Raw genomic sequence first — 23863 nt, 5'->3', positions numbered from 1 at the left:
GACGGGCCATTGGATAACCGCTATCTATAGGCGGGTCGTGAAGGAGGGCGGTCCGTGCAGGACGTGGTGCTGGCGCTGCTGGTCAAGGAGCCGTCGCACGGGTACGACCTGCGCCGACGGCTGGCGGCGGCGCTCGGGCCGGTGGGGGAGTCGTTGAACGCGGGGCAGATCTACGTGACGCTCACCCGGCTCGAGAAAGCGGGCCTGGTCGTCCAGGAACGCGAGGACGTGCCGGTGCGCGGCCCGCGGCGCAAGGTGTACGCGCCGACCGCGGCCGGGCACGAGCGGGTGACCGCGTGGCTGGCGGAGGGCGCCGGGCCGCGCGCGGACGTGGCGGAGTTCCATCTGAAGCTGGTGGCCGCCGCCGAGTCCCGCCGCGCCGACCCGCTGGCACTCGTGGACGCGCGGCGCCGCGAGCTGTTGCGGCGCCTCGCCGAGACCCAGCGCGCCGTCCTCGCGCACGACACCGACTCGGAGGCCGGACTGCTCCTGGAGGGCATCGCCCTCCGGCTGCAGGCCGATCTGCGCTGGCTGGAGGCGTGTGTGCGAACCTGGTCCGCCCGCGCCCCACACGGGAAAGGCGGAGGGACCGGATGACGAGAGACGGTCGGTGGACCGGGAACCGGTCGCGGGGGAGAGGACGGCGAGAGCGGCGGGGAGGACATGAGGGCGACGGCGCCGCGGCCGGGCCCGCGCTCCGGGCGGTCGGCCTGTCGCGGACGTACGGGCGGGACGAGAGCCTGGTGTGGGCCGTCGACGCGGTCGACCTCGACGTCCCCGCCGGGCAGACGCTCGCCGTCACCGGCCCCAGCGGCTGCGGAAAGTCGACCCTCCTCCAACTGCTCGGCGGTCTGGACCGGCCCACCGACGGCGAGGTGTGGCTCGGCGGGCGGCGCGTCGACGACCTCGGCGAACGCGCGCTGGCCAGGCTGCGCCGCCGGGCCGTCGGCTTCGTCTTCCAGGCGTTCCACCTCATGGACGAGCTGACGGCCGCGGAGAACGTCGAGCTGCCCGCGCTGCTCGCCGGCGCCGGGCCGCGCGCCGCCCGCGACCGGGCCGAGGCCCTCCTCGACCGGGTCGGGCTCGCCGACCGGGCCCGGCATCTGCCCGCGGAGCTGTCCGGCGGGCAGCGGCAGCGGGTCGCCATCGCCCGGGCCCTGGTCAACGAGCCGCTGGTGGTCCTCGCGGACGAACCCACCGGAAACCTGGACAGCGCCGCGACCCACGACATCCTCCGACTCTTCGGCGAACTCCGGGCCGCCGGACAGACGTTGGTCGTCGTCACCCACGACGAGCGCGTCGCCGCCACGGCGGACCGCGTCGTCTCCCTGCGCGACGGGACCCTGACGGACGACACCCGTCTGACCCACGGCACCGGCACCGGCACCGGCTCCATAGGTTCCGGTACTGCCAACTCCCCCACCACCAGCCCTCGCACCACCACCCCCGGCAGCGCGGCCCTCCGCCCCGGCGGCCCGGGGCTCGGCGCGCTGCTGGACTGGGGGGAGGACTGACATGGGACGCCTGCTGCTGCTCTGCCGCCTGATCACGCGCGACCTGCGCCGCCGCCCCGGCGAGGCCGTCATGTTCCTGCTGGCCGTCACCGCCGCCACCGCCTCCCTGGCCCTCGGCATGGCCGCCGACGACGCCCTGGGCACCGCCTACCTGAAGACCCGCGCGGCCACCGCCGGTCCCGACATCACGGCGATCACTACGGCCGACGACCCGGCCGCCGTGGCCGAACGGCTGGCCCGGACACCCGGGGTGGTCGCGCAGTCCGACCCGGTCTTCACCTTCGACACCGTCATCCGGGCGCACGGCCGCGACGCGCGGTCGGCGGTCGAGGGCCGGGACGCCGAACCGTCCGCCGTGGACCGGCCGCTGGTGACCTCCGGCAGCTGGGTGCGGTCCGGTGGCGTGGTGGTCGAGCGCAGCTTCGCGCAGGTGCTCGGCGTGGCCGTCGGCGACCGTGTCACCATCGGCGGCCGCGACTACCCGGTGGTCGGCATCGCCGTCAGCGTGGCCACCGGCGTGTACCCGGGGAGCGACTGGGCGCAGGGGCCCGGCACGTCCGACTACGGCGGCAGGGTCTGGCTCACCACCGCCGACACCCGCGTGGCGGCCGGGGACACGCCCGGCGTCCACCTGATCCACCTGAAGCTGGCGGACCCCGCCGCGACCGCCGAGTGGATCGACACCGCCTTCCCGAAGGAGGACCGGGGCGCCGCCTGGGTCAACGTCCGTTACTGGCAGGACGTCCTCGACCAGGACGCCAAGTTCATCATGTTCGCCCGGCCCGCCCTGGTCGTCGGCGGCTGGCTGCTCGCCGCGGCCGCGATCGTCACCCTCGCCGCGCTCACCGCCGTCCGCGCCGGCCGCGACAACCGGCGGGCCGGACTGCTCAAGGCGGTCGGTGCCACGCCCGCCGCCGTCGCCGCCGTACTGCTGGCGCAGCACCTGCTGCTGACCCTAGTGGCCACCGCTCTCGGACTGACCGCCGCGTCCTTGCTCGCCCCCGAACTGGCCGACCCCAGCGCCGGGTTGATCAACAGCGCCGGTCCGCCGGCCACCGACACCGTGATCGGCACGGTCTTCCTCGCCGTCGTGGTCGCCCTCGCCGGGACGCTCGGCCCGGCCGTGCGGGCCGCCCGCACCAGCACCGTCGACACCCTGGTCGACCCGGCGCACCCGCTCGTCCACCGCCCGCGGCTGAACGCCGTGACGGCGCACCTGCCCACCTCGCTGCTGGTCGGTGTCCGGCTGCTGGCCCGCCGGCCCGGCCGCGCCGCCCTGACCGCCGTCGGCACGGGAGCCACCGGCGTCATGGTCACCGCGCTGCTCACCCTGCACTCCATCCCCGACGTGAAGGTCTCCTACGGGGTGTCCAACCCCGGCGGGCTGCGGGACATCGTGACCGTCCAGACGGTGACCGGCGTCACCTACGTGCTGATGGCCCTGTCGGTGCTCAACACGGTGTTCCTCGGCTGGAGCGCGGCGGTGCGGGCCCGGCGCGCCCTGGCCGTCACCCGTACCCTCGGCGCCACGCCGGGCCAGGTGGTCACGGCGCTGTGCACCGCCCAGATCCTGCCCGCCGGGCTCGGGGTGGCGGTGGGCACCCCGGTCGGACTCGTCCTCTACAACCTGTTCAGCCGCACCGTCGTCGTGCCCCCGGGTTCATGGCTGCTCGGCGCCGGGCTCGCCGTCCTGCTGACGGTCGGCGCGCTGACCGCCCTGCCCGCCTGGGCCCACACCCGGGGCCCCGCCGGACCGACCCTGAACGCCGAGCCCGCCTGACCACTCGCCGGGCAGCGCCGGCCGACGCTCTTCCCCGGCCCGCCCGTCACCGCCCGCACCCTCGCCGGCGCGGGCCGCACCGCGTCGAGTAGTACCGCGCCCGGACCGGCACCGGCCGGCCGGCCGTCGGCCACGACCGCACGGTCGACCGGCCGCCTCCCCCAGGACCGCACAAAGTCCGACGGGGTGATTGATTCGGTTGTGTTCGGGTCCTAGGGTGACCGTGTTTCAGTAGTCGCCCCCTCACCGGCAGTTGCCACCCCATCCCTCCGCAACCGCCGTCCGCGCACCGTGCGTTGAGCCGCCCACCGAATCCCACGGAAGGCCACGGTCATGCCGCACCCGCCTCTCTTCTCCGTCGTGCCCCCGGTCGTCAGCCGCCGCCGCCTCCTGGAGGGCGGCGCCGCCGTCCTCGGCGCGCTCGCCCTGTCCGCACCCCCGCTCAGAGCCCACGCGGCCGCCCAGGACAGCCCGCCTCAGTGGAACGACTTCGGTGTCTTCCGGCTCGGCACCGAGCCGCCGCACACCACCCTCATGCCGTACGCGGACGTCCGGCAGGCCCTGGCCGCCGACCGCACCGACTCCCCGTACCGTCGCTCCCTCGACGGCACCTGGAAGTTCGCCTACGCCGACCGCCCCGAGGACCGGGACGCCGACTTCCACCGCCCCGACCTCGACGACGGCGACTGGGACACCATCCCGGTGCCGTCCGTCTGGCAGTTGCACGGCCACGACCGGCCGATCTACCTGAACATCACCTACCCCTACTGGGGCCCGAACGGCCTGGGCGAGGAACCGCAGCCGCCCGCCGCGCCCACCCGCCGCAACCCGGTCGGCCAGTACCGCCGCACCTTCACCGTCCCCGGGGACTGGGCGGGCCGCCGCACCTTCCTGCACTTCGAGGGCGTCAAGTCGGCGCACTACGTGTGGATCAACGGCGAACTCGTCGGTTACGACGAGGACTCCTGCACCCCCTCCGAGTACGACATCACCGACCACCTGAAGCCCGCCACCAACCACATCGCCGTCGAGGTGTACCGCTACGCCGACGGCGACTGGCTGGAGGACCAGGACATGATCCGGCTGAGCGGCATCTTCCGCTCGGTCTACCTGTACTCCACCCCGGCCGTGCACCTGCGCGACTTCCGCCTGGACACCCCGCTCAACGACACGTACACCGACGCCGAACTGGCCGTCACCGCGAGCGTGCGGGCCTACGGCGGCGGCGACGCCGGGCGCTGCACCGTGGAGACCCAGCTCTACGACACCCGCGGCCACGCCGTCTGGTCCCGGCCGCTGCGCACCACCGCCGACCTCGGCACGGTCGGCGCCGGCCAGGACGTCACCGTACGCGCCACCAGGGCCGTGACCGCGCCGAAGCTGTGGTCGGCCGAGCACCCGCACCTCTACACGGCCGTGCTGCGCCTGCGCGACCCCGCCGGAAAAGTCACCGAGACCCTGTCGCACCGGGTCGGCTTCCGTGAGTTCGCGCTCAAGGACGGCCTGATGCGGATCAACGGCAAGCCGGTCTCGCTGCGCGGCACCAACCGCCACGAGATGCACCCGGACCGGGGCACCGCCCTCAGCCGCGCGGACCTCGTCGAGGACATCACCCTCATCAAGCGGCTGAACATGAACAGCGTCCGCACCTCGCACTACCCGAACAACCCGCTGTGGTACGAACTCGCCGACGAGTACGGTCTCTACCTCGTCGACGAGACCAACCTGGAGACGCACGGCATCCGCGACGAGTACCCCGGCGACCACCCCGAGTGGACCGCCGCCTGTGTGGCCCGCGCGCAGAACATGGTGCACCGCGACAAGAACCACCCCTCGGTGGTCATCTGGTCGCTCGGCAACGAGGCGGGCACCGGCTCCACCTTCACCGCCATGCACGACTGGATCCGCTCCTACGACCCCACCCGCGTCATCCAGTACGAGGGTGACGACCGCCCCGGCATCAGCGACATCCGCTCCGAGATGTACGACACCCCGCAGCGGGTCGAGCAGCGCGCGAAGGACACCTCGGACACCCGCCCGTACGTGATGATCGAGTACGCCCACTCGATGGGCAACTCCACCGGCAACTTCAAGAAGTACTGGGACGTCGTCCGCGCCCATGACGTGCTCCAGGGCGGCTGGATCTGGGACTTCGTCGACCAGTCGCTGACCTGGCCGGTCCCGGCCCGCACCCTGCTCAGGGAGTCCGGCCCGGCCCGGCTGCGCGGCGAGATCATCAACCCCAGCGGCTCCTTCGACGAGGAGCAGGGCCTGTCCGGCGGCACCCTGTTCGCCCGCGACGAGCGCCTGGACCTCACCGGCTCCCTCACCCTGGAGGCCTGGGTCACCCCGCACTACCTGGGCTACCACCAGCCGATCATCGCCAAGGGCGACACCCAGTACGCGCTGAAGCAGAACGGCCGGAGCCTGGAGTTCTTCCTCTACTCCGGCGGCCAGTGGATCACCGCGACCTGGGCGCTGCCGGCCGACTGGACCGGCCGCGAGCACCACCTCGCCGGGGTCTTCGACGCCGACACCGGCACTCTCACCCTGTACGTCGACGGCACGGTCCGGGCCACCCGCGCCACCACCCGGCGCCCCGAGGTGAACACCGCGCCGCTCGCCCTCGCCACCGACGCCGACAACCAGACCCGCGAGTTCAGCGGCACGATCCGCCGGGCCCGGGTCTACGCCCGCGCCCTCACCGCCGCCGAACTCGCCGACGACGACCGCGAGTCCGACGACGCCGGCGTGCGCTTCTGGTTCGACGCCGACGACGTCGACACCGACCGGGAGCGGCCGGACGTGAAGACCTTCCTCGCGTACGGCGGCGACTGGGGCGACAACCCCAACGACGGCGCCTTCGTCGCCGACGGCCTGCTCATCGCCGACCGCCGGCACACCGGCAAGGCCGCCGAGGTCAAGCGCGTCTACCAGGCCGTCGACGTACGGGCCCGGTCCGGCGGCCCGGGTGCCGTGACCCTCGTCAACGAGTACCTGTTCACCGACCTGAGAGAGTTCGACGCCCGCTGGGAACTGGCCGCCGACGGCGAGGTCGTCCGGCACGGCAGGCTCACCCGCGACCAGCTGGCCGTCGCCCCGCTGTCCAGCAAGGACATCACCCTCCCGGTGACCCTGCCGGACGACCCCGCGCCCGGCACCGAGTACTTCCTCCAGCTCTCCTTCACCACCAAGGAGTCCGCCCCCTGGGCGAAGGCGGGCTTCGAGGTGGCCCGGGTCCAGCTCCCGCTCGACGCCGACACCCCCGCCGTGACCCCCGTACCGCTTTCCCGCGTCCCCGCCCTGCGCCCGCGCGAGCGCGACGACGAGATCACCGTCTCCGGCCAGGACTTCTCCGTCACCGTCGACAAGAACACCGGCACCATCACCTCGTACAAGGCCGGCGGCACCCCGCTGATCAGCGCCGGACCGGTGCCCAACTACTGGCGGGCGCCCACCGACAACGACCACGGCAACGGCCAGCACACCCGAAACCAGACCTGGCGGGACGCGGGCGCCCGCCGCGAGGTGACCGGCGTCGAGGTGCGGGAGCTGGGCGACCGGGCCGTCGAGATCAAGGTGACCGGCACCCTGCCCACCACCACCGAGTCCGCGTACTCCACCACCTACACGGTGTTCGGCAACGGCGAGATCAAGGTCGACCACACCCTGCGTCCGGGCGCCGCGAACCTGCCCTACCTTCCCGAGGTCGGCAGCCTGCTCTTCCTGCCGCGCCGCCTGGACCGGCTGCACTGGTACGGGCGCGGCCCCGAGGAGAACCACTGGGACCGCAACACCGGCACCGACGTCGGCCGGTACTCCGGGACCGTCGCCGAGCAGTGGACGCCGTACATCCGCCCGCAGGAGAACGGCAACAAGACCGACGTCCGCTGGGTCGCGCTCACCGACGCGCGCGGCGCCGGGCTGCTCGCCACCGGGGAACCGCTGCTGGAGGTCAACGCCTCGTACTTCACCCCCGAGGACCTGTCGACCGGCGTGCGGCACGACTACCAGCTCACCCCCAGGGACACGGTCGTCCTGCGCCTGAACCACCGTCAGATGGGCGTCGGCGGGGACAACAGCTGGGGCGCGCACACCCACGACGAGTTCAAACTCTTCGCCGACCGGGACTACGCGTACACCTATCGGCTGCGGCCGATCAGCGACGTACGGAAGGCGCCGGAGCTGGCCCGGCGCCGCACCGCCGCCGAGTGACGTGCCGGGAGCCCGGGTAACCGGGCTCCCATGAGTGACGTACGGGTCGGCGCGTGTTCCTGGACGGACCGGCAGCTGGTCGCCAGCGGCTGGTATCCGCGTGGCCGGCGGGACGCCGAGGGGCGGCTGCGGCACTACGCCTCCCGGCTGCCCGTCGTCGAAGTGGACGCCGGGTACTACGCGTTGCCCAGCCGCCGCAACAGCGAGCTGTGGGTGGACCGCACCCCCGAGGGCTTCCGCTTCGACGTCAAGGCGTTCTCGCTGCTGACCGGGCACCCCACCCGGCCCGCGGCGCTCCCGGCCGACCTGCGCGGCGCCGAGCGCGGCCCGGCGCTCCTGGACGAGGTGTGGGACCGGTTCGCGTACGCCGTCGAACCGCTGCGCGAGGCCGGGCGGCTCGCCGCCGTGCTGTTCCAGTACCCGCCCTGGTTCGCGCCGGGCAGCGCCGCCGAGGAGACCCTCGCGGCCACCGCCCGGCGCACCACCGGCTGGCCGCTCGCCGTGGAGTTCCGGCACCCGGGCTGGTGGGCGGCGGACCGGGCCGAGGACACCGCCGCGCTGCTCACCGCCCTCGGCGCGAGCGCGGTCGGCGTGGACATGGCGCAGGGGCTGCCCGGTTCGCTGCCGCCGGTGCTGCCGGTCACCCGCCCCGCCCTGGCCGTCGTACGGTTCCATGGCCGCAGCCCGGCCTGGGGGAGCGGCAGCAAGGAGGACCGCTTCCGGTACGCCTACGACGTGCCCGAACTCGCCGCCTGGCTGCCCCGGCTGCGGCGGGCCGCCGGACAGGCCGACGAACTGCACGTGCTGTTCAACAACTGCTGCGCCGACGCGGCGGTCCGCGCCGCCGAGACCGTGCGGGACCTGCTCAGCCGGCCGGCTCCGCGTCACTGATGCCCAGGCGCAGGTGCTCCACGTGGAAGACGGCCTGGTCGAGGAGTTCGGCCACGTGGTCGTCGTGCAGCGCGTAGACCACCGACCGGCCGCGCCGCTCGCCCACCACCAGACCCAGGTTGCGCAGCAGCCGCAACTGGTGCGAGCACGCCGACTGCTCCATGCCGACCTCCGCCGCCAACTCGGTGGCGGGCAGCGGCCCTTCCCGCAGCCGGGCCAGGATCAGCAGCCGGGACGGGGTGGACAGGGCCTGGAGGGTGGTGGCCACCTTGGCGACGTTGTCCGCGTCCAGCCGTACCCGTGCGGCGTTCTGCGCCCTGCTGGCGGCTCCATGACCCATGCCCGCCATCCTACGCACCCACCGGAACACCTCACATGAACGGATCGCATGAACAAATGAATGAGTCTTCATGTGTTCCTGTATGGTGTGCGGCGTGTCCACCACCCTTGCCCCGACCACGCCCACGGCGACCCCCCGCCGCCCGGCGCTCCGCCGCCGCACCCGGGTGCTCGCCCTGCCCGAGGCCCGCTGGGCGCTCGTCGCCCTGCTCGCCTTCCTGGCCGCCCTCGCCCTCGACCTGACCGGCACCCCGGCCTGGGCGTACGGCCCGCTGTACGCCGTCGCCTACGCGGCCGGCGGCTGGGAACCCGCCCTGGAGGGGCTGCGCGCACTGCGCGAGAAGACCCTCGACGTCGACCTGCTGATGATCGTCGCGGCGCTCGGCGCGGCGGCCATCGGCCAGGTCCTCGACGGCGGCCTGCTGATCGTCATCTTCGCCACCTCCGGCGCCCTGGAGGCGCTGGCCACCGCCCGCACCGCCGACTCGGTACGGGGCCTGCTCGACCTCGCGCCCACCACCGCGACCCGGGTGCGCGCGGACGGCACCGAGGAGACCGTCCCGACCGCCGACCTGGCGGTGGGCGACGCGCTGCTGGTCCGCCCCGGCGAGCGGATCGGCGCCGACGGCACGGTGCTGGACGGCACCGGCGAGGTCGACCAGGCCACCATCACCGGCGAGTCCCTCCCGGCCCTGAAGACCCCCGGCGACGACGTGTTCGCCGGCACCCTCAACGGCACCGGCGCGCTCCGCGTCCGGGTCGCCCGCGACCCCGCCGACTCGGTGATCGCCCGGATCGTCGCCCTGGTCGAGGAGGCGTCCCGCACCAAGGCCCCGACCCAGCTGTTCATCGAGAAGATCGAGCAGCGCTACGCGGTCGGCGTGGTCGTCGCCACCCTCGCGGTCTTCGGCATCCCGCTCGCCTTCGGCGCCGACCTCACCGGCGCCCTGCTGCGCGCCATGACCTTCATGATCGTCGCCTCGCCCTGCGCGGTGGTGCTGGCCACCATGCCGCCGCTGCTGTCCGCCATCGCGGGCGCCGGCCGGCACGGCGTCCTGGTGAAGTCGGCGGTCGCGATGGAACGGCTCGGCGAGATCGACGCCGCCGCCCTGGACAAGACCGGCACCCTCACCGAAGGCACCCCCGAGGTCACCGCCGTACGCCCGCTGCCCGGCTCCGGCCTCGACGCGGACGCCCTGCTCGCGCTCGCCGCCGCCGCCGAACTGCCCAGCGAGCACCCGCTCGGCCGCGCCGTCGTGACCGCCGCCCGGACCCGCTCCCTCCCGCTCGCCACCGCCGAGGACTTCACCGCCACCCCCGGCCACGGCGTGACGGCCACCGTCGCGGGGAGCACGGTCACCGTCGGCCGCGCGGACACCGCCGCCGACGCCGCCACCACCGTCCAGGTCACCCGCGACGGCACTCCCCTCGGCACCCTCGTCCTCACCGACCGGCTGCGCCCCGACGCCGCCGCCGCCACCGCCGCGCTCACCGCCCTCAACGGCACCCCGCCGACCCTGCTGACCGGCGACAACGCCCGCGCCGCCGCCCGCGTCGCCGAGGCCACCGGTCTCACCGACGTACGCGCCGACCTGTTCCCCGAGGACAAGGTCAGCGCCGTACGGGGGCTACAGGACGCGGGCCGCAAGGTGCTGTTCGTCGGGGACGGCGTCAACGACGCGCCCGCCCTGGCCATCGCCCACGCGGGTGTCGCGATGGGCCGGGCCGGCTCCGACCTGGCGCTGGAGACCGCCGACGCGGTGATCGTCCGCGACGAGCTGACCGCCGTACCCGCCGTCGTCCGCCTGTCCCGCACCGCCCGCCGCGTGGTGGTGCAGAACCTGGTCATCGCGGGCACCTTCATCACCGTCCTGGTGCTGTGGGACCTGATCGGCCACCTGCCGCTGCCGCTCGGCGTCGCCGGCCACGAGGGCTCCACCGTCCTGGTCGGGCTGAACGGGCTGCGGCTGCTGCGCGAGTCCGCGTGGCGATCCGGGACCGTGCAGGAAGCGTGAACACGATGTCGGATTCCCGCCGGAACGACGGGGCCCGGTGCGGGATGCTGGACGCATGCGGATGGGGATGCACACCGACACCGAGCGCTGCCTGCGCGCCGTCCGGTCCAAGGACGCGCGGTTCGACGGCTGGTTCTTCACGGCCGTCCTGACCACCGGCATCTACTGCCGCCCGAGCTGCCCGGTGGTGCCGCCCAAGCCGGAGAACATGGTGTTCCACCCGAGCGCGGCGGCCTGCCAGCAGGCGGGCTTCCGGGCCTGCAAGCGCTGCCGCCCCGACACCAGCCCCGGCTCCCCGGAGTGGAACCGGCGGGCCGACCTCACCGCCCGCGCCATGCGGCTGATCGCCGACGGCGTGGTCGACCGCGAGGGCGTGCCCGGCCTCGCCGCCCGGCTCGGCTACAGCACCCGGCAGATCGAACGCCAGCTCCTGGCCGAACTGGGCGCGGGCCCACTCGCCCTGGCCCGCGCCCAACGCGCCCAGACCGCCCGGCTGCTCATCGAGACCACCCGGCTGCCGATGGCCGACCTCGCCTTCGCGGCCGGCTTCTCCTCCGTGCGCACCTTCAACGACACGGTCCGCGAGGTCTTCGCCCTCACTCCCAAAGAGCTGCGCGCCCGCGCCCCGGAACCCGGGGCGAGCGCCGGCGCCCTCACCCTGCGGCTGCCGTTCCGCACCCCGTTCAATCCCGACAACCTCTTCGGCCACCTCGCCGCCACCGCCGTCCCCGGCGTGGAGGAGTGGCGGAACGGTTCCTACCGCCGCACGTTGCGCCTCCCGCACGGCCACGGCATCACCGCCCTGACCCCCACCCCCGACCACATCGCCTGCCGCCTCACCCTCACCGACCTGCGCGACCTGCCCGTCGCCATCAGCCGCTGCCGCCGCCTCCTCGACCTGGACGCCGACCCGGCCGCCGTCGACGGCCATCTGCGCACCGACCCGGTGCTGGCCCCGCTGGTCGACAAGGCACCCGGCCGCCGCGTCCCGCGCACCGTCGACGAGGCGGAGTTCGCGGTCCGCGCGGTCCTCGGCCAACAGGTCTCCACCGCCGCCGCCCGCACCCACGCGGCCCGCCTGGTCACCGCGCACGGCGACCCCGTCGACGACCCCGAGGGCGGCCTGACCCACCTGTTCCCCACCCCCGAGGCACTGGCGGAGGTCGACCCCGAGGCCCTCGCCATGCCCCGCACCCGCCGCGCCACCCTCACCACCCTGGTTCGCCACCTCGCCGACGGCTCACTGGCCCTCGGCGTGGACAGCGACTGGCCGGCCACCCGCGAACGGCTGCTCGCACTGCCCGGCTTCGGCCCCTGGACCGCCGACGTCATCGCCCTGCGCGCCCTCGGCGACCCCGACGCCTTCCTCCCCACCGACCTCGGCATCCGCCGCGCCGCCCAGCACCTCGGCCTGCCCTCGACCCCGGCCGCCCTCACCGCCCGCGCGGCCGGCTGGCGGCCCTGGCGGGCGTACGCCGTCCAGTACCTGTGGGCGACCGACGACCACCCGATCAACTTCCTGCCCGTATGAGGACCATGAGGACATGAGGACATGAGGACTACGAGGACCCCTCGGATGCGACAGCACACCGTCACCGACAGCCCCTACGGCCCCCTCACCCTGGTCGCCGAGGACGGCGCCCTGTGCGGCCTCTACATGACCGACCAGCGCCACCGCCCGCCCGAGGAGACGTTCGGCGCCCGCGACGAGACACCGTTCGGCGCGGCCCTGGACCAACTGGAGTCGTACTTCGCCGGCGAGCTGAAGGAGTTCACCCTCCCCCTGCACCTGAACGGAACACCGTTCCAACGCACCGTCTGGGACCACCTGCGCACCATCCCCTACGGCGAGACCCGCACCTACGGCGAACTCGCCGCCGCCCTCGGCAACCCCGCCGCCTCCCGCGCGGTCGGCCTCGCCAACGGCCGCAACCCCATCGGCATCATCGTCCCCTGCCACCGGGTGATCGGCGCGAGCGGAAGCCTCACCGGCTACGGCGGCGGACTGGCGCGCAAGCGGCAACTGCTGGACTTCGAACGCGGCGCGGGCCTCTTCTAGCGCGTGGCGGCCCGCTCGGCGGCGCTGCGCTCCACGCAGAACTCGTTGCCCTCGGGATCGGCCAGCACCGCCCATCCGGTCCCGTCCGGATGGCGGCGGTCGTCCACCAGCGTGGCGCCGAGGCCGAGCAGCCGCTCGACCTCCTCGTCCCGGGTCCGGTCCTGGGGCTGGAGGTCGAGGTGCAGCCGGTTGCGGGTGGTGCCCTTGGCCTCGGGCACGGTGACGAACAGCAGACCGGCGCCCTCGATGAGGGCCTCCGGATCGCCGGGGTGGTCGTCCTCGTGCAGCGGCTGCCCGAGCACCTCGGCCCAGAAGGCGGCCAGCCGGTAGGCGTCGTTGCTGCTGATGGTCGTGTGCCGGATCGCTGAGGTCATGGGGGGATTCTGGGCTACCCGGCGATCTTGCGCAGCAGTTCCGGCAAGGCCGTACCGATCGGCTCCCGGACCACCTCGTCGGCCCGGTCGTCGTACGGCGTCGGCTCGGCGTTGACGATCACCAGCCGCGCGCCGTGGTCGGCGGCGACCCCGGCCGGCCCGGCGGCGGGCCGCACCTGGAGACTGCTGCCGACGGCGATGAACACCTGGCACGCCTTGGCGACGGCCGCGGCCTCGCCGAGCACCACCGGGTCGAGCCGCTCACCGAACATCACGGTGGCCGGCCGCAGCACGCCCCCGCACGCCCGGCACGGCGGATCGTCCTCCCCGGCCGCGACCCGCGCGAGAGCGTCCGCCATCGGCCCCCGCACACCGCACCCGGCGCAGCGGTAGCTCCGGGCCGTGCCGTGCAGTTCCAGCACCTTGCGGGCGGACAGCCCGGCGAGCTGGTGCAGTCCGTCCACGTTCTGGGTGAGCACCCGCACCGGCACCCCGGCCCGCTCCAGCTCGGCGACCGCCCGGTGCGCCGCGTTGGGCCGGGCGGCCGGCGCCCCGCTGTCCCGCCGCAGCAGCCAGGCCCGCCGCCGGATCTCCGGATCGGCCATGTAGTACTCGTACGTCACGAGCTTCTCGGCCTCGGGATCGCGCCGCCACAGGCCGTTCGGGCCGCGGTAGTCGGGGATGCCGGAGTCGGTGGAGACACCGGCGCCGGTGAGCAGGGCGACGAGGGGTTTGCCGGGCATGCGGCGAGCGTAGGGCGCCGCGTGCGACGGACGCGAGCCGTTATCGGTCCACCCGGCGCCCGTTCTCCAGCTCCGCCGTCCCCGAGCCGTCCGCCAGCACGTCCAGCGCCGCCAGCACCCGGCCATGGGTGGCGCCCAGCAGATGAGCGGACAGGTCCTCGCGGGACACCAGACGCCAGGAGAGAAGTTCCTCCTCTTGGAGGCGGATGGCCTTGAAGTCCTCCTCGGTCAGCACCCCGCCGTCGTAGAGGTAGGCCACGATCGGCGGCCGGTCCGTGCCGCCCACCCAGTCCACCGCGAGCAGCCGGCCCAGGGTGACGTCGAGGCCGATCTCCTCGGCCGTCTCCCGCCGGGCGCCCTCGCGGGGCGTCTCCCCGTCGTCGGACTCGACGGTGCCGCCCGGCAGCGCCCAGCCCTCGCGGTAGTTGGGCTCGACCAGCAGCACCCGGCCCTCGGCGTCCCGGAACAGGGCGGCGGCGCCGGCCAGCACGCGGGGCAGGCCGGCGATGTACGTGGCGTAATCAGTTGTGGTCATCCACCGCAGGGTAACCGGCCGGGGCGGCGCCGGGGCATGACGCCGAGGGGGCGCTGCGGTTAAGGTCGCAGCGGCGCGACTGCCTTGACGTGCGCTGACGTGCGCAAGGCCCGGAAGAGCAAGGGGAGAGCAAGGTGGCTGACGCTGCTGTGGGCGGGATCCGGCGGGTCCTGGTGGCCGCGGACAAGTTCAAGGGGTCGCTGACGGCCGTCGAGGTCGCCGAGCGGGTGACGGCGGGGCTGCGGCGCGTCGCGCCGGACGTGCGGGTCGAGTCGCTGCCGGTGGCCGACGGCGGGGACGGCACGGTGGCCGCCGCGGTCGCGGCCGGGTTCGAACGCCGGGAGATACGGGTCGCCGGGCCGCTGGGCGCGGAGGTGACGGCGGCGTTCGCGCTGCGCGACGGCACGGCGGTCGTGGAGATGGCCGAGGCGAGCGGGTTGCAGCGGCTGCCGGCCGGGGTCTTCGCGCCGCTGACGGCGTCCACGTACGGCTCCGGGGAACTGCTGGTGGCCGCGCTGGACGCGGGCGCGCGGACCATCGTGTTCGGGGTCGGCGGCAGCGCGACCACGGACGGCGGCGCGGGAATGCTGTCGGCGCTGGGCGCGCGGTTCCTGGACGGGGAGGGCGAGCCGGTGCCGCCGGGGGGCGGCGGCCTCGCCGGGCTGGCCTCGGCGGATCTGTCCGGACTCGACCCGAGGCTCGCCGCCGTGGACCTGGTCCTCGCCAGCGACGTGGACAATCCGCTGACCGGGCCGACGGGAGCCGCCGCCGTCTACGGGCCGCAGAAGGGGGCCGCGCCGGACGACGTGGAGACGCTGGACGCGGCACTCGGGCACTTCGCGAAGGTGCTGGAGGGGGCGGTGGGGGAGCGGGCCGGTACGTACGCCGGGTCGCCCGGCGCGGGAGCGGCGGGCGGGATCGGATACGGGGCGCTGCTGCTGGGGGCGTCGTTCCGGCCCGGCATCGAGGTGATGCTCGACGTCCTCGGCTTCGCGCCGGCGCTGGAGCGGGCCGAGCTGGTGATCACCGGGGAGGGGTCGCTGGACCCGCAGACCCTGCACGGGAAGGCGCCGGCCGGGGTCGCGGCGGCGGCGCGGGCGGCCGGCAAGGAGGTCGTCGCGGTGTGCGGGCGGCTGGCGCTGGCGCCGGAGGTGCTGGGGCGGGCGGGGATCCGGCGGGCGTATCCGCTGACGGAGGTGGAGCCGGACGTGGCGACGTGCATCTCCGATGCCGGGCCGATCCTGGAGCGGGTCGCGGAGCGGATCGCCGGCGACTTCCTGACCTGAGCTGCCCTGCCCGGGGGCTCCGCCCCCGAACCTATGCCCACCCACCGCCCGACTCGGTCGGCTGAAAGGGTGCCCTCTCAGGTGACCGAGTCGGGCGGTGGGTGGGAAACGACACGTCAGCGCAGACGCCGCGCACAAAAAAGGAGCCTCGGACCAACCCCGGTCCAAGGCCCCCCAAGCGCCGCTACGGCAGTTGCGCCGCCCGCGCCTCCCGCCGATTGTCCCGGAAGTTGTTCACCCGCCGAGCGGTGGCGAACAGCGGAATCACCGCACCCATGACCAGCTGCAACGCACAGCCCGTCTGGAGCAGCAGCTGCCCGCTCGGCGCGTCGAACGCCCACCCGGCCAGCAGCCCCATCGACAGCACGATCCACGACAGCATCGCCACCGCGAGACGCCCCCGCGGCTTCGGGTACTCCACCCGGCTCACCATCAGCCAGGCCGTCCCGACGATCGCCAGCACGGTCGCCACGAAGGGCAGCTCAAGGAGCACGATCGACACGACGGTCAGCGCCCCGAACGGCGACGGCATGCCCTGGAACGTGCCGTCCTTCACCGTCACACACGAGAATCTGGCCAGCCGCAGCACCACCGCGAGCAGCACCACGATCGCCCCGACCGCCGCGAGCCGCTGATGCGCGTCGTCGGCGACCATCCCGTAGACGAGGACGAAGTACGCCGGCGCCAGGCCGAAGCTGATCAGGTCGGAGAGGTTGTCCAGCTCCGCGCCCATCGGCGAGGAGCGCAGCTTGCGCGCGACCAGGCCGTCGAAGAGGTCGAAGACCGCCGCGCAGAGCATGAGGATCACGGCGGTCGCGGCGCTGTGCCGCGCCATGCCGGTCTCCTGGCTGCCCTGGAGGTGCGGGATGAGGATGCCGGTGGTGGTGAAGTACACCGCCATGAACCCGCACGTGGCGTTGCCGAGGGTGAGGGTGTCCGCTATCGACAGACGGAGCGAGAGCGGCATCTCCTCCTCTTCGAACACCTCGTCGATCCCGTCGACCTCGTCGGCGGCCTCCGGCACCCAGCCGGCCTTGGTATCCGGATCAATCACGGTCAATGCGAGTCACCCCAGCCACGGTCTTCTGACCGACCTCGACCGCCACCTCCACACCCTCCGGCAGATAGAGGTCGACGCGCGAGCCGAACCGGATCAGGCCGATCCGCTCGCCCTGCTCGACCTTGGTGCCCTGCGGCACGTAGGGGACGATGCGGCGGGCCACCGCGCCGGCGATCTGGATCATCTCGATGTCACCGAGCTCGGTGTCGAAGTGCCAGACGACGCGCTCGTTGTTCTCGCTCTCCTTGTTGAAAGCGGGGACGAAACCACCGGGCACGTGCTCGACCGAGGTCACGGCGCCGGCCAGCGGGGCCCGGTTCACGTGCACGTTGAGCGGGCTCATGAAGATGGCGACGCGGGTCCGGCCGTCCTTCCACGGCATGATGCTCTGCACCACGCCGTCGGCGGGCGAGATGACCCGGCCCGGGGCGATCTCGCGCTCGGGGTCGCGGAAGAACCACAGCATCCCCGCCGCGAGCGCGGTGGCGGGGACGGCGACGGCCTTGGCGACACCCGAGCGGCGGGCGCGGACCAGGCTGACGGCCGCGGTCGCGACGGTCGGCAGGAGCCACGGCGATGCTCCGCGCGCGAGGCGTACGCCGGCGAGGCGGTCGCTGGGTGCAGAGGTTTGGCTGTGGGGCATGGATGACCTTCGTAGCGGATGATGCCGCGCTTCGGAAACGGGGGACGGCGGCTTTCTCGCGATCGTAGCGGGTACGTGCCACAACTGGGTAAGCCAGGAAGTGGAGTCGAAGGCCGAGACACGCCTACGGGGTGTGATCTTCTTCTCCAAGAAAACACCCCGTATCCGGACATCTAGCCCTGGAATCGATAGTCCTCGAGCAGCCTGCGACCGATGATCATTTTCTGGATCTCGGCGGTCCCTTCACCGATCAGCAGCATCGGCGCCTCGCGGTAGAGACGCTCGATCTCGTACTCCTTGGAGAAGCCGTACCCGCCGTGGATCCTGAAGGCGTCCTCCACGACCTCCTTGCAGTACTCGGACGCGAGGTACTTGGCCATCCCCGCTTCCAGGTCGTTTCGTTCGCCGGAGTCCTTTTTGCGTGCAGCGTTCACCATCATCGCATGCGCGGCCTCCACCTTGGTAGCCATCTCGGCCAGCTTGAACTGGATGGCCTGGTGCTGGGCGATCTGTTTGCCGAAGGTGTGCCGCTGCTGGGCGTAGCCGATGCCGAGCTCGAAGGCGCGCTGGGCGACGCCGCAGCCCCGAGCCGCCACGTTGACGCGGCCCACCTCGACACCGTCCATCATTTGGTAAAAACCTCGGCCGGTGCGGCCGCCGAGCACCCGATCGGCCGGAATGCGCAGTCCGTCCATGATCAGCTCGGTGGTGTCGACGCCCTTGTAGCCCATCTTGTCGATCTTCCCGGGGATGGTCAGCCCGGGGCGGACCTCGCCGAACCCGGGCTCCTTCTCCACCAGGAACGTCGTCATCGACTTGTGCGGGGCGGTGCCCTCCGGGTGACCCTCGTCACTGCGGACCAGTACCGCCACCAGGGACGACGTACCGCCGTTGGTCAGCCACATCTTCTGACCGGTCAGGACGTACTCGTCGCCGTCCTTGACCGCCTTCGAGGTGATCGCCGACACGTCCGAGCCGAGGGCCGGCTCCGACATCGAGAACGCGCCCCGGATGTCACCGGCGGCCATCCGGGGCAGGAAGTGGTCCTTCTGCTCCTGGGTGCCGTGCTGCTTGAGCATGTACGCCACGATGAAGTGCGTGTTGATGATGCCGGACACCGACATCCAGCCCCGGGCGATCTCCTCGACGCACAGCGCGTACGTCAGCAGGGACTCGCCCAGACCGCCGTACTCCTCGGGGATCATCAGGCCGAACAGGCCCAGTTCGCGCAGGCCGTCGACGATGGCCTGCGGATACTCGTCGCGGTGCTCCAGCTCGGTGGCGACCGGGAGGATCTCCTTGTCGACGAAGTCCCGGACGGTGGACAGGATCTCCTGCTGGACGTCGGTCAGACCGGCCGTCCGGGCGAGTCGCGCCATTACTTCTTCCCCTGTTCCCTCGGCTCGGGGCGGCCCGGCTGCTCCCCGCCGCGCTCCTTGATGTACGTCTCGGTGGGCACCATCACCTTGCGGCGGAACACGCACACCAGCGTGCCGTCCTGCTTGTAGCCCCTGGTCTCCACGTGCACGATCCCCCGGTCGTCCTTGGACCGGGACGGCCACTTGTCCAGCACGGTGGTCTCGCCGTAGACCGTGTCGCCGTGGAAGGTGGGCGCCACGTGCTTCAGCGACTCGATCTCCAGGTTGGCGATCGCCTTGCCGGAGACGTCCGGGACGGACATGCCGAGCAGCAGGGAGTAGACGTAGTTGCCGACCACCACGTTCTTGCCGAAGTCGGTCGTGGACTCGGCGTAGTTGGCGTCCATGTGCAGCGGGTGGTGGTTCATGGTGAGCAGGCAGAAGAGGTGGTCGTCGTACTCGGTGACCGTCTTGCCGGGCCAGTGCTTGTAGACCGCGCCGACCTCGAACTCCTCGTAGGTGCGTCCGAACTGCATCGCCCTCAGCCCTCCGGGATCTCGAACTTCGACGTGCGCCGCATGCCCGCCGCCCGGCCCTTGCCCGAGATGACCAGCGCCATCTTGCGGCTGGCCTCGTCGATCATCTCGTCGCCGAGCATCGCCGAGCCCTTCTTGCCGCCCGCCTCGGAGGTGCAGTACTCGTACGCGTCCAGGATCAGCTCGGCGTGGTCGTAGTCCTCCTGGGACGGGGAGAACACCTCGTTGGCCGCCTCCACCTGGCCCGGGTGCAGCACCCACTTGCCGTCGAAGCCGAGGGCGGCGGCCCGGCCGGCCACCGTGCGGAAGCCGTCCACGTTCTTGATCTGGAGGTAGGGGCCGTCGATCGCCTGGAGGTCGTTGGCGCGGGCGGCCATCAGGATCTTCATCAGGATGTAGTGGTAGGCGTCCGCGTCGTAGCCGGGCGGCTGCTCGCCCACCACCAGGGACTTCATGTTGATGGACGCCATGAAGTCGGCCGGGCCGAAGATGATCGTCTCGATGCGCCCGGACGCCTCGGCGATGGCGTTGACGTTGTTCAGGCCGCGGGCGTTCTCGATCTGCGCCTCGATGCCGATCCGGCCGGCCTCGAAGCCCATCGTCTTCTCGATCTGGGTGAGGAGCAGGTCGAGGGCGACGATCTGCTGGGCGTCCTGGACCTTGGGCAGCATGATGCAGTCCAGGTTGGGGCCCGCGCCCTCGACCACCGTGACGACATCCCGGTAGGTCCACTCGGTGGTCCAGTCGTTGACCCGCACCACCCGGGTCTTGCCCGTCCAGTCGCCCTCGTTGAGGAACTTGACGATGGTGTGCCGGGCCTCCGGCTTGGCCAGCGGCGCGCAGGCGTCCTCCAGGTCCAGGAAGACCTGGTCGGCCGGGAGGCCCTGGGCCTTCTCCAGGAAACGCGGGTTCGAGCCCGGTACCGCCAGGCAGGAGCGCCGGGGGCGGAGACGGTCGACGGTCGTCATGCGGGGACCTCCAGGGGGTCGAGCTTGTTCGCGCGGCGGATCTCGTCCACGATCCGGCCGATGATGCCGGTGATGTCGAAGTCCTTCGGGGTGAAGACCGCAGCCACTCCGGCCTCCCGCAGCGCCGCGGCGTCACTGCTGGGGATGATGCCACCGGCGATCACCGGGACATCTGTGGCACCGGCCACACGCAGCCGCTCCAGCACGTCGGGAACGAGCCGCGCGTGCGAACCGGACAGGATCGACAGGCCGACCGCGTGCACGTCCTCGGCGAGGGCGGCGTCCACGATCTGCTCCGGGGTCAGCCGGATGCCCTGGTAGACCACCTCGAAGCCGGCGTCCCGGGCCCGTACGGCGATCTGCTCGGCGCCGTTCGAATGCCCGTCCAGACCGGGCTTGCCGACCAGGAAGCGCAGCTTGCCGACGCCCAGGTCACGGGCGGTCGCCTCGACCTCGCGGCGGACCTCCGCGAGCGCCGAGCCCGCCTCGGCGGCCACCGCGACCGGCGCCGCCGACACGCCCGTCGGCGCCCGGAACTCGCCGAACACCTCGCGCAGCGCCCCGGCCCACTCGCCGGTGGTGACCCCGCAGCGGGCACACTCCAAGGTGGCCTCCATGAGGTTGCCGGTGCCGCGCGCCGCCTCCTTCAGCCGGTCCAGCGCCGAACTGCACCGCGGATGGTTGAACGGCGGCTGCCACCGGGTGTCCCGCCAGTGCTGGAGGGCGGTGACGACCCGTTCCTCCACCGCCGGGTCGACGGTGTGGATCGCGGTGTCCAGGTCGGCGGTGAGCGGGTTGGGCTCGGTGGACTCGAAGGCGTTGACCCCGATGATCTTCTCCGCGCCGGACTCGATCCGGGCCCGGCGCTCCGCGTGCGAGGCGACCAGCCGCGACTTCAGATAGCCGGACTCGACGGCGGCCATCGCGCCGCCCATCTCCTCGATCCGCTCCATCTCGGCGCCGGCCTGCTCGACCAGCTCGGACACCTTCGCCTCGACCACCGTCGAGCCCTCGAACAGGTCGCCGTACTCCAGCAGATCGCTCTCGTACGCCAGCACCTGCTGGATGCGCAGCGACCACTGCTGGTCCCAGGGGCGGGGCAGGCCGAGCGCCTCGTTCCAGGCGGGCAGCTGCACGGCCCGCGCGCGGGCGTCCTTGGACAGGGTGACGGCCAGCATCTCCAGCACGATCCGCTGGACGTTGTTCTCCGGCTGCGCCTCGGTCAGCCCGAGCGAGTTGACCTGGACGCCGTAGCGGAAGCGGCGGTGCTTGGGGTCCTCGATGCCGTACCGCTCACGGGTGATCCGGTCCCAGATGCGGCCGAACGCGCGCATCTTGCACATCTCCTCGACGAAGCGCACCCCCGCGTTGACGAAGAAGGAGATCCGGCCGACGACATCGCCCATCCGTTCCTGCGGCACTTGCCCGGAGTCGCGTACGGCGTCCAGCACGGCGATCGCCGTCGACATCGCGTACGCGATCTCCTGCACCGGCGTGGCGCCCGCCTCCTGGAGGTGGTAGCTGCAGATGTTGATCGGGTTCCACCGGGGCAGGTGGGTGACCGTGTACGCGATCAGGTCGGTCGTCAGGCGCAGCGAGGGGCCCGGGGGGAAGACGTGCGTGCCCCGGGACAGGTACTCCTTGACGATGTCGTTCTGCGTGGTGCCACTGAGCCTGGTGAGGTCGGCGCCCTGCTCCTCGGCGACCACCTGGTAGAGCGCCAGCAGCCACATGGCGGTGGCGTTGATGGTCATCGAGGTGTTCATCTGCTCCAGCGGGATGTCCTGGAACAGCCGGCGCATGTCACCGAGGTGCGCGACCGGCACCCCGACCCGGCCCACCTCGCCGCGGGCCAGCACGTGGTCGGCGTCGTAGCCGGTCTGGGTCGGCAGGTCGAACGCCACCGACAGACCGGTCTGGCCCTTGGCGAGGTTGCGCCGGTACAGCTCGTTGGACGCCTCGGCGGTGGAGTGGCCGGCGTACGTCCGCATCAGCCACGGCCGGTCCTTCTGACGGTCGCTCATGTGCGTGTCCTCAGACGTTCCGGAAGCGGTTGATGGCGTCGACGTGCACGGCGCGCTTCTCCTCGTCGCGCACCCCGAGGCCCTCCTCGGGCGCCATGCACAGCACCCCGACCTTGCCCTGGTGCAGGTTGCGGTGCACGTCGTACGCCGCCTGGCCGGTGTCCTGGAGGGAGTACACCTTGGAGAGGGTCGGGTGGATCTTGCCCTTGGCGATGAGGCGGTTGGCCTCCCACGCCTCGCGGTAGTTGGCGAAGTGGGAGCCGATGATGCGCTTCAGGGACATCCACAGGTAGCGGTTGTCGTACTCGTGCATATAGCCCGAGGTGGAGGCGCAGGTGGTGATGGTGCCGCCCTTGCGGGTGACGAAGACGGAGGCGCCGAAGGTCTCCCGGCCGGGGTGCTCGAAGACGATGTCGATGTCCTCGCCACCGGTGAGTTCGCGGATGCGCTTGCCGAAGCGCTTCCACTCCTTGGGGTCCTGGGTGTTCTCGTCCTTCCAGAACTTGTAGCCCTCGGCGGTGCGGTCGATGATCGCCTCGGCGCCCATCGAACGGCAGATCTCCGCCTTCTGCTCGCTGGAGACGACACAGACCGGGTGGGCGCCGCCGGCCAGCGCGAACTGCGTGGCGTACGAGCCGAGTCCGCCGCTCGCGCCCCAGATGAGCACGTTGTCGCCCTGCTTCATGCCGGCGCCGTTGCGGGAGACGAGCTGCCGGTAGGCGGTGGAGTTGACCAGCCCCGGCGCGGCGGCCTCCTCCCAGCTTAGGTGGTCCGGCTTGGGCATCAGCTGGTTGGACTTGACAAGTGCGATCTCTGCCAGCCCGCCGAAGTTGGTCTCGAAGCCCCAGATCCGCTGCTCCGGGTCGAGCATCGTGTCGTTGTGCCCGTCGCTCGACTCCAGCTCGACGGAGAGGCAGTGCGCGACCACCTCGTCGCCCGGCTTCCAGGAGTTGACGCCGGGTCCGGTGCGCAGCACCACGCCCGCGAGGTCGGAGCCGATGACGTGGTACGGCAGGTCGTGCCGGCGGGTCAGTTCGCTGAGCCGGCCGTAGCGCTCCAGGAAGCCGAAGGTGGACAGCGGCTCGAAGATCGAGGTCCACACCGAGTTGTAGTTGACCGAGGAGGCCATCACGGCCACCAGGGCCTCGCCCGGGCCCAGCTCGGGCACCGGCACCTCGTCCAGGTGGATCGACTTGCGCGGGTCCTTGTCGCGGGTGGCCAGGCCCGCGAACATCTCGGTCTCGTCCTTGTGCACGGTGATCGCGCGGTACGACTCGGGGAGCGGCAGAGCGGCGAAGTCGGCGGGGGTCGCTTCGGGGGACTGGATCGCGTCCAGGATGTCCTTCACGGTCACGGTGTTGCCTCCGGCGGTGCGGTGCTGCTGCTGAGGGTCGGAAGGGTGCCTGTGACGCAGGCGTCCGGGACGCGGGGACGACGGCCCCGCGGGGACTGCCCGGACCACTTCAACGTATGGCACCCCGTGTCACCCCGCAAGGCACTCGGTGCCAGAAAATGCTCTCAGA

At 72.4% G+C, this 23863-nt stretch carries 20 protein-coding genes; 9 read left to right on the top strand and 11 right to left on the bottom strand.

The genetic code is table 11. The features are described from left to right. The first annotated feature begins 54 nt into the window (after positions 1-54). The 5 genes from ACTT8P_RS12660 (at position 55) to ACTT8P_RS12640 (ending at position 8400) form a co-directional block, all read left to right on the top strand. Positions 55-597: a PadR family transcriptional regulator gene (locus ACTT8P_RS12660; protein WP_442831698.1), complete on the top strand. Its 543-nt coding sequence runs from the start codon at positions 55-57 to the stop codon at positions 595-597. Continuing rightward, a complete protein-coding gene (locus ACTT8P_RS12655; RefSeq protein ID WP_442831697.1) occupies positions 594-1514 on the top strand; it encodes an ABC transporter ATP-binding protein in 921 nt (306 codons plus the stop codon). Before ACTT8P_RS12660 ends, ACTT8P_RS12655 begins: the two co-directional genes overlap by 4 nt. A gap of 1 nt (position 1515) precedes the next feature. Then, positions 1516-3294, top strand: coding sequence for an FtsX-like permease family protein (locus ACTT8P_RS12650; RefSeq protein WP_442831696.1), 1779 nt, complete (start codon positions 1516-1518; stop codon positions 3292-3294). Positions 3295-3627: 333 nt separating this feature from the next. Continuing rightward, positions 3628-7509: a glycoside hydrolase family 2 TIM barrel-domain containing protein gene (locus ACTT8P_RS12645; RefSeq protein ID WP_442831695.1), complete on the top strand. Its 3882-nt coding sequence runs from the start codon at positions 3628-3630 to the stop codon at positions 7507-7509. 30 nt (positions 7510-7539) lie between these two features. Further along, positions 7540-8400, top strand: a complete 861-nt coding sequence (locus ACTT8P_RS12640) for a DUF72 domain-containing protein (RefSeq protein WP_442831694.1) — start codon at positions 7540-7542, stop codon at positions 8398-8400. On the opposite strand, the gene ACTT8P_RS12635 is transcribed toward ACTT8P_RS12640, so the two are convergent. Further along, a complete protein-coding gene (locus ACTT8P_RS12635; RefSeq protein WP_442831693.1) occupies positions 8375-8740 on the bottom strand; it encodes an ArsR/SmtB family transcription factor in 366 nt (121 codons plus the stop codon). The two genes, ACTT8P_RS12640 and ACTT8P_RS12635, sit on opposite strands and share 26 nt — an antisense overlap. Before the next feature lie 82 nt (positions 8741-8822). On the opposite strand from ACTT8P_RS12635, the gene ACTT8P_RS12630 reads away from it, so the two are divergent. The 3 genes from ACTT8P_RS12630 (at position 8823) to ACTT8P_RS12620 (ending at position 12813) form a co-directional block, all read left to right on the top strand. Beyond that, complete coding sequence (locus ACTT8P_RS12630) at positions 8823-10754, top strand: heavy metal translocating P-type ATPase (RefSeq protein WP_442831730.1); 1932 nt, start codon at positions 8823-8825, stop codon at positions 10752-10754. A gap of 67 nt (positions 10755-10821) precedes the next feature. Next, positions 10822-12285 (top strand): AlkA N-terminal domain-containing protein, encoded by a 1464-nt coding sequence (locus tag ACTT8P_RS12625; RefSeq protein ID WP_442831729.1) that lies wholly within the window; start codon positions 10822-10824, stop codon positions 12283-12285. A gap of 45 nt (positions 12286-12330) precedes the next feature. Beyond that, positions 12331-12813 (top strand): methylated-DNA--[protein]-cysteine S-methyltransferase, encoded by a 483-nt coding sequence (locus tag ACTT8P_RS12620; protein WP_442831692.1) that lies wholly within the window; start codon positions 12331-12333, stop codon positions 12811-12813. On the opposite strand, the gene ACTT8P_RS12615 is transcribed toward ACTT8P_RS12620, so the two are convergent. Genes ACTT8P_RS12615 through ACTT8P_RS12605 form a run of 3 tightly spaced genes read right to left on the bottom strand, consistent with a single transcriptional unit; the run spans position 12810 to position 14465 of the window. Next, positions 12810-13187 (bottom strand): VOC family protein, encoded by a 378-nt coding sequence (locus tag ACTT8P_RS12615; protein ID WP_442831691.1) that lies wholly within the window; start codon positions 13185-13187, stop codon positions 12810-12812. The two genes, ACTT8P_RS12620 and ACTT8P_RS12615, sit on opposite strands and share 4 nt — an antisense overlap. A 14-nt stretch (positions 13188-13201) precedes the next feature. Beyond that, complete coding sequence (locus ACTT8P_RS12610) at positions 13202-13930, bottom strand: SIR2 family NAD-dependent protein deacylase (protein WP_442831690.1); 729 nt, start codon at positions 13928-13930, stop codon at positions 13202-13204. A 40-nt stretch (positions 13931-13970) separates the two neighbouring features. Beyond that, positions 13971-14465, bottom strand: coding sequence for an NUDIX domain-containing protein (locus ACTT8P_RS12605; protein ID WP_442831689.1), 495 nt, complete (start codon positions 14463-14465; stop codon positions 13971-13973). Between the two features lie 149 nt (positions 14466-14614). Between ACTT8P_RS12605 and ACTT8P_RS12600 the strand changes: the two genes are divergently transcribed. Further along, entirely contained in the window at positions 14615-15751 is a 1137-nt protein-coding gene (locus ACTT8P_RS12600; protein WP_442831728.1) for a glycerate kinase, read from the top strand. Between the two features lie 184 nt (positions 15752-15935). Here ACTT8P_RS12600 and pssA read toward each other — a convergent pair whose 3' ends face one another. From pssA to ccrA, 7 genes are all read right to left on the bottom strand, one after another. After that, positions 15936-16718 (bottom strand): CDP-diacylglycerol--serine O-phosphatidyltransferase, encoded by a 783-nt coding sequence (gene pssA / locus ACTT8P_RS12595; RefSeq protein ID WP_189418541.1) that lies wholly within the window; start codon positions 16716-16718, stop codon positions 15936-15938. Between the two features lie 79 nt (positions 16719-16797). Then, on the bottom strand, positions 16798-17454 hold the full coding sequence (locus ACTT8P_RS12590; RefSeq protein WP_442831688.1) for a phosphatidylserine decarboxylase: 657 nt from the start codon (positions 17452-17454) through the stop codon (positions 16798-16800). A 173-nt stretch (positions 17455-17627) separates the two neighbouring features. After that, complete coding sequence (locus ACTT8P_RS12585) at positions 17628-18833, bottom strand: acyl-CoA dehydrogenase family protein (RefSeq protein ID WP_442831687.1); 1206 nt, start codon at positions 18831-18833, stop codon at positions 17628-17630. Beyond that, positions 18833-19348 (bottom strand): MaoC family dehydratase, encoded by a 516-nt coding sequence (locus tag ACTT8P_RS12580; RefSeq protein WP_442831686.1) that lies wholly within the window; start codon positions 19346-19348, stop codon positions 18833-18835. Before ACTT8P_RS12580 ends, ACTT8P_RS12585 begins: the two co-directional genes overlap by 1 nt. Positions 19349-19353: 5 nt before the next feature. Continuing rightward, a complete protein-coding gene (locus tag ACTT8P_RS12575) occupies positions 19354-20316 on the bottom strand; it encodes an HpcH/HpaI aldolase/citrate lyase family protein (protein ID WP_442831685.1) in 963 nt (320 codons plus the stop codon). Further along, the gene (locus tag ACTT8P_RS12570) at positions 20313-22340 is read right to left on the bottom strand and encodes a protein meaA (RefSeq protein ID WP_442831684.1); all 2028 of its coding nucleotides are present in this window, start codon (positions 22338-22340) and stop codon (positions 20313-20315) included. The genes ACTT8P_RS12575 and ACTT8P_RS12570 overlap by 4 nt, the downstream gene beginning before the upstream one ends. A gap of 10 nt (positions 22341-22350) precedes the next feature. Beyond that, positions 22351-23694 carry a crotonyl-CoA carboxylase/reductase gene (ccrA, locus tag ACTT8P_RS12565; RefSeq protein WP_442831683.1) on the bottom strand — a complete coding sequence of 448 codons (1344 nt, stop codon included), beginning with the start codon at positions 23692-23694 and terminating at the stop codon, positions 22351-22353. Between the last annotated feature and the right edge of the window lie 169 nt (positions 23695-23863).

This window comes from Streptomyces sp. JW3, from assembly GCF_052216785.1.
Taxonomy (GTDB): domain Bacteria; phylum Actinomycetota; class Actinomycetes; order Streptomycetales; family Streptomycetaceae; genus Streptomyces.
Note: the sequence above shows the minus strand (reverse complement) of the source record. Positions and strands in the feature narration are given on the sequence as shown.

Bases quoted from the DNA above. Each gene is read 5' to 3' on its own strand.
- ACTT8P_RS12655 (WP_442831697.1), top strand. From the start codon at position 594: ATGACGAGAGACGGTCGGTGGACCGGGAACCGGTCGCGGGGGAGAGGA.
- ACTT8P_RS12650 (WP_442831696.1), top strand. From the start codon at position 1,516: ATGGGACGCCTGCTGCTGCTCTGCCGCCTGATCACGCGCGACCTGCGC.
- ACTT8P_RS12645 (WP_442831695.1), top strand. From the start codon at position 3,628: ATGCCGCACCCGCCTCTCTTCTCCGTCGTGCCCCCGGTCGTCAGCCGC.
- ACTT8P_RS12640 (WP_442831694.1), top strand. From the start codon at position 7,540: ATGAGTGACGTACGGGTCGGCGCGTGTTCCTGGACGGACCGGCAGCTG.
- ACTT8P_RS12635 (WP_442831693.1), bottom strand. From the start codon at position 8,740: ATGGGTCATGGAGCCGCCAGCAGGGCGCAGAACGCCGCACGGGTACGG.
- ACTT8P_RS12630 (WP_442831730.1), top strand. From the start codon at position 8,823: ATGGTGTGCGGCGTGTCCACCACCCTTGCCCCGACCACGCCCACGGCG.
- ACTT8P_RS12625 (WP_442831729.1), top strand. From the start codon at position 10,822: ATGCACACCGACACCGAGCGCTGCCTGCGCGCCGTCCGGTCCAAGGAC.
- ACTT8P_RS12620 (WP_442831692.1), top strand. From the start codon at position 12,331: ATGCGACAGCACACCGTCACCGACAGCCCCTACGGCCCCCTCACCCTG.
- ACTT8P_RS12615 (WP_442831691.1), bottom strand. From the start codon at position 13,187: ATGACCTCAGCGATCCGGCACACGACCATCAGCAGCAACGACGCCTAC.
- ACTT8P_RS12610 (WP_442831690.1), bottom strand. From the start codon at position 13,930: ATGCCCGGCAAACCCCTCGTCGCCCTGCTCACCGGCGCCGGTGTCTCC.
- ACTT8P_RS12605 (WP_442831689.1), bottom strand. From the start codon at position 14,465: ATGACCACAACTGATTACGCCACGTACATCGCCGGCCTGCCCCGCGTG.
- pssA (WP_189418541.1), bottom strand. From the start codon at position 16,718: ATGCCGCTCTCGCTCCGTCTGTCGATAGCGGACACCCTCACCCTCGGC.
- ACTT8P_RS12590 (WP_442831688.1), bottom strand. From the start codon at position 17,454: ATGCCCCACAGCCAAACCTCTGCACCCAGCGACCGCCTCGCCGGCGTA.
- ACTT8P_RS12585 (WP_442831687.1), bottom strand. From the start codon at position 18,833: ATGGCGCGACTCGCCCGGACGGCCGGTCTGACCGACGTCCAGCAGGAG.
- ACTT8P_RS12580 (WP_442831686.1), bottom strand. From the start codon at position 19,348: ATGCAGTTCGGACGCACCTACGAGGAGTTCGAGGTCGGCGCGGTCTAC.
- ACTT8P_RS12575 (WP_442831685.1), bottom strand. From the start codon at position 20,316: ATGACGACCGTCGACCGTCTCCGCCCCCGGCGCTCCTGCCTGGCGGTA.
- ACTT8P_RS12570 (WP_442831684.1), bottom strand. From the start codon at position 22,340: ATGAGCGACCGTCAGAAGGACCGGCCGTGGCTGATGCGGACGTACGCC.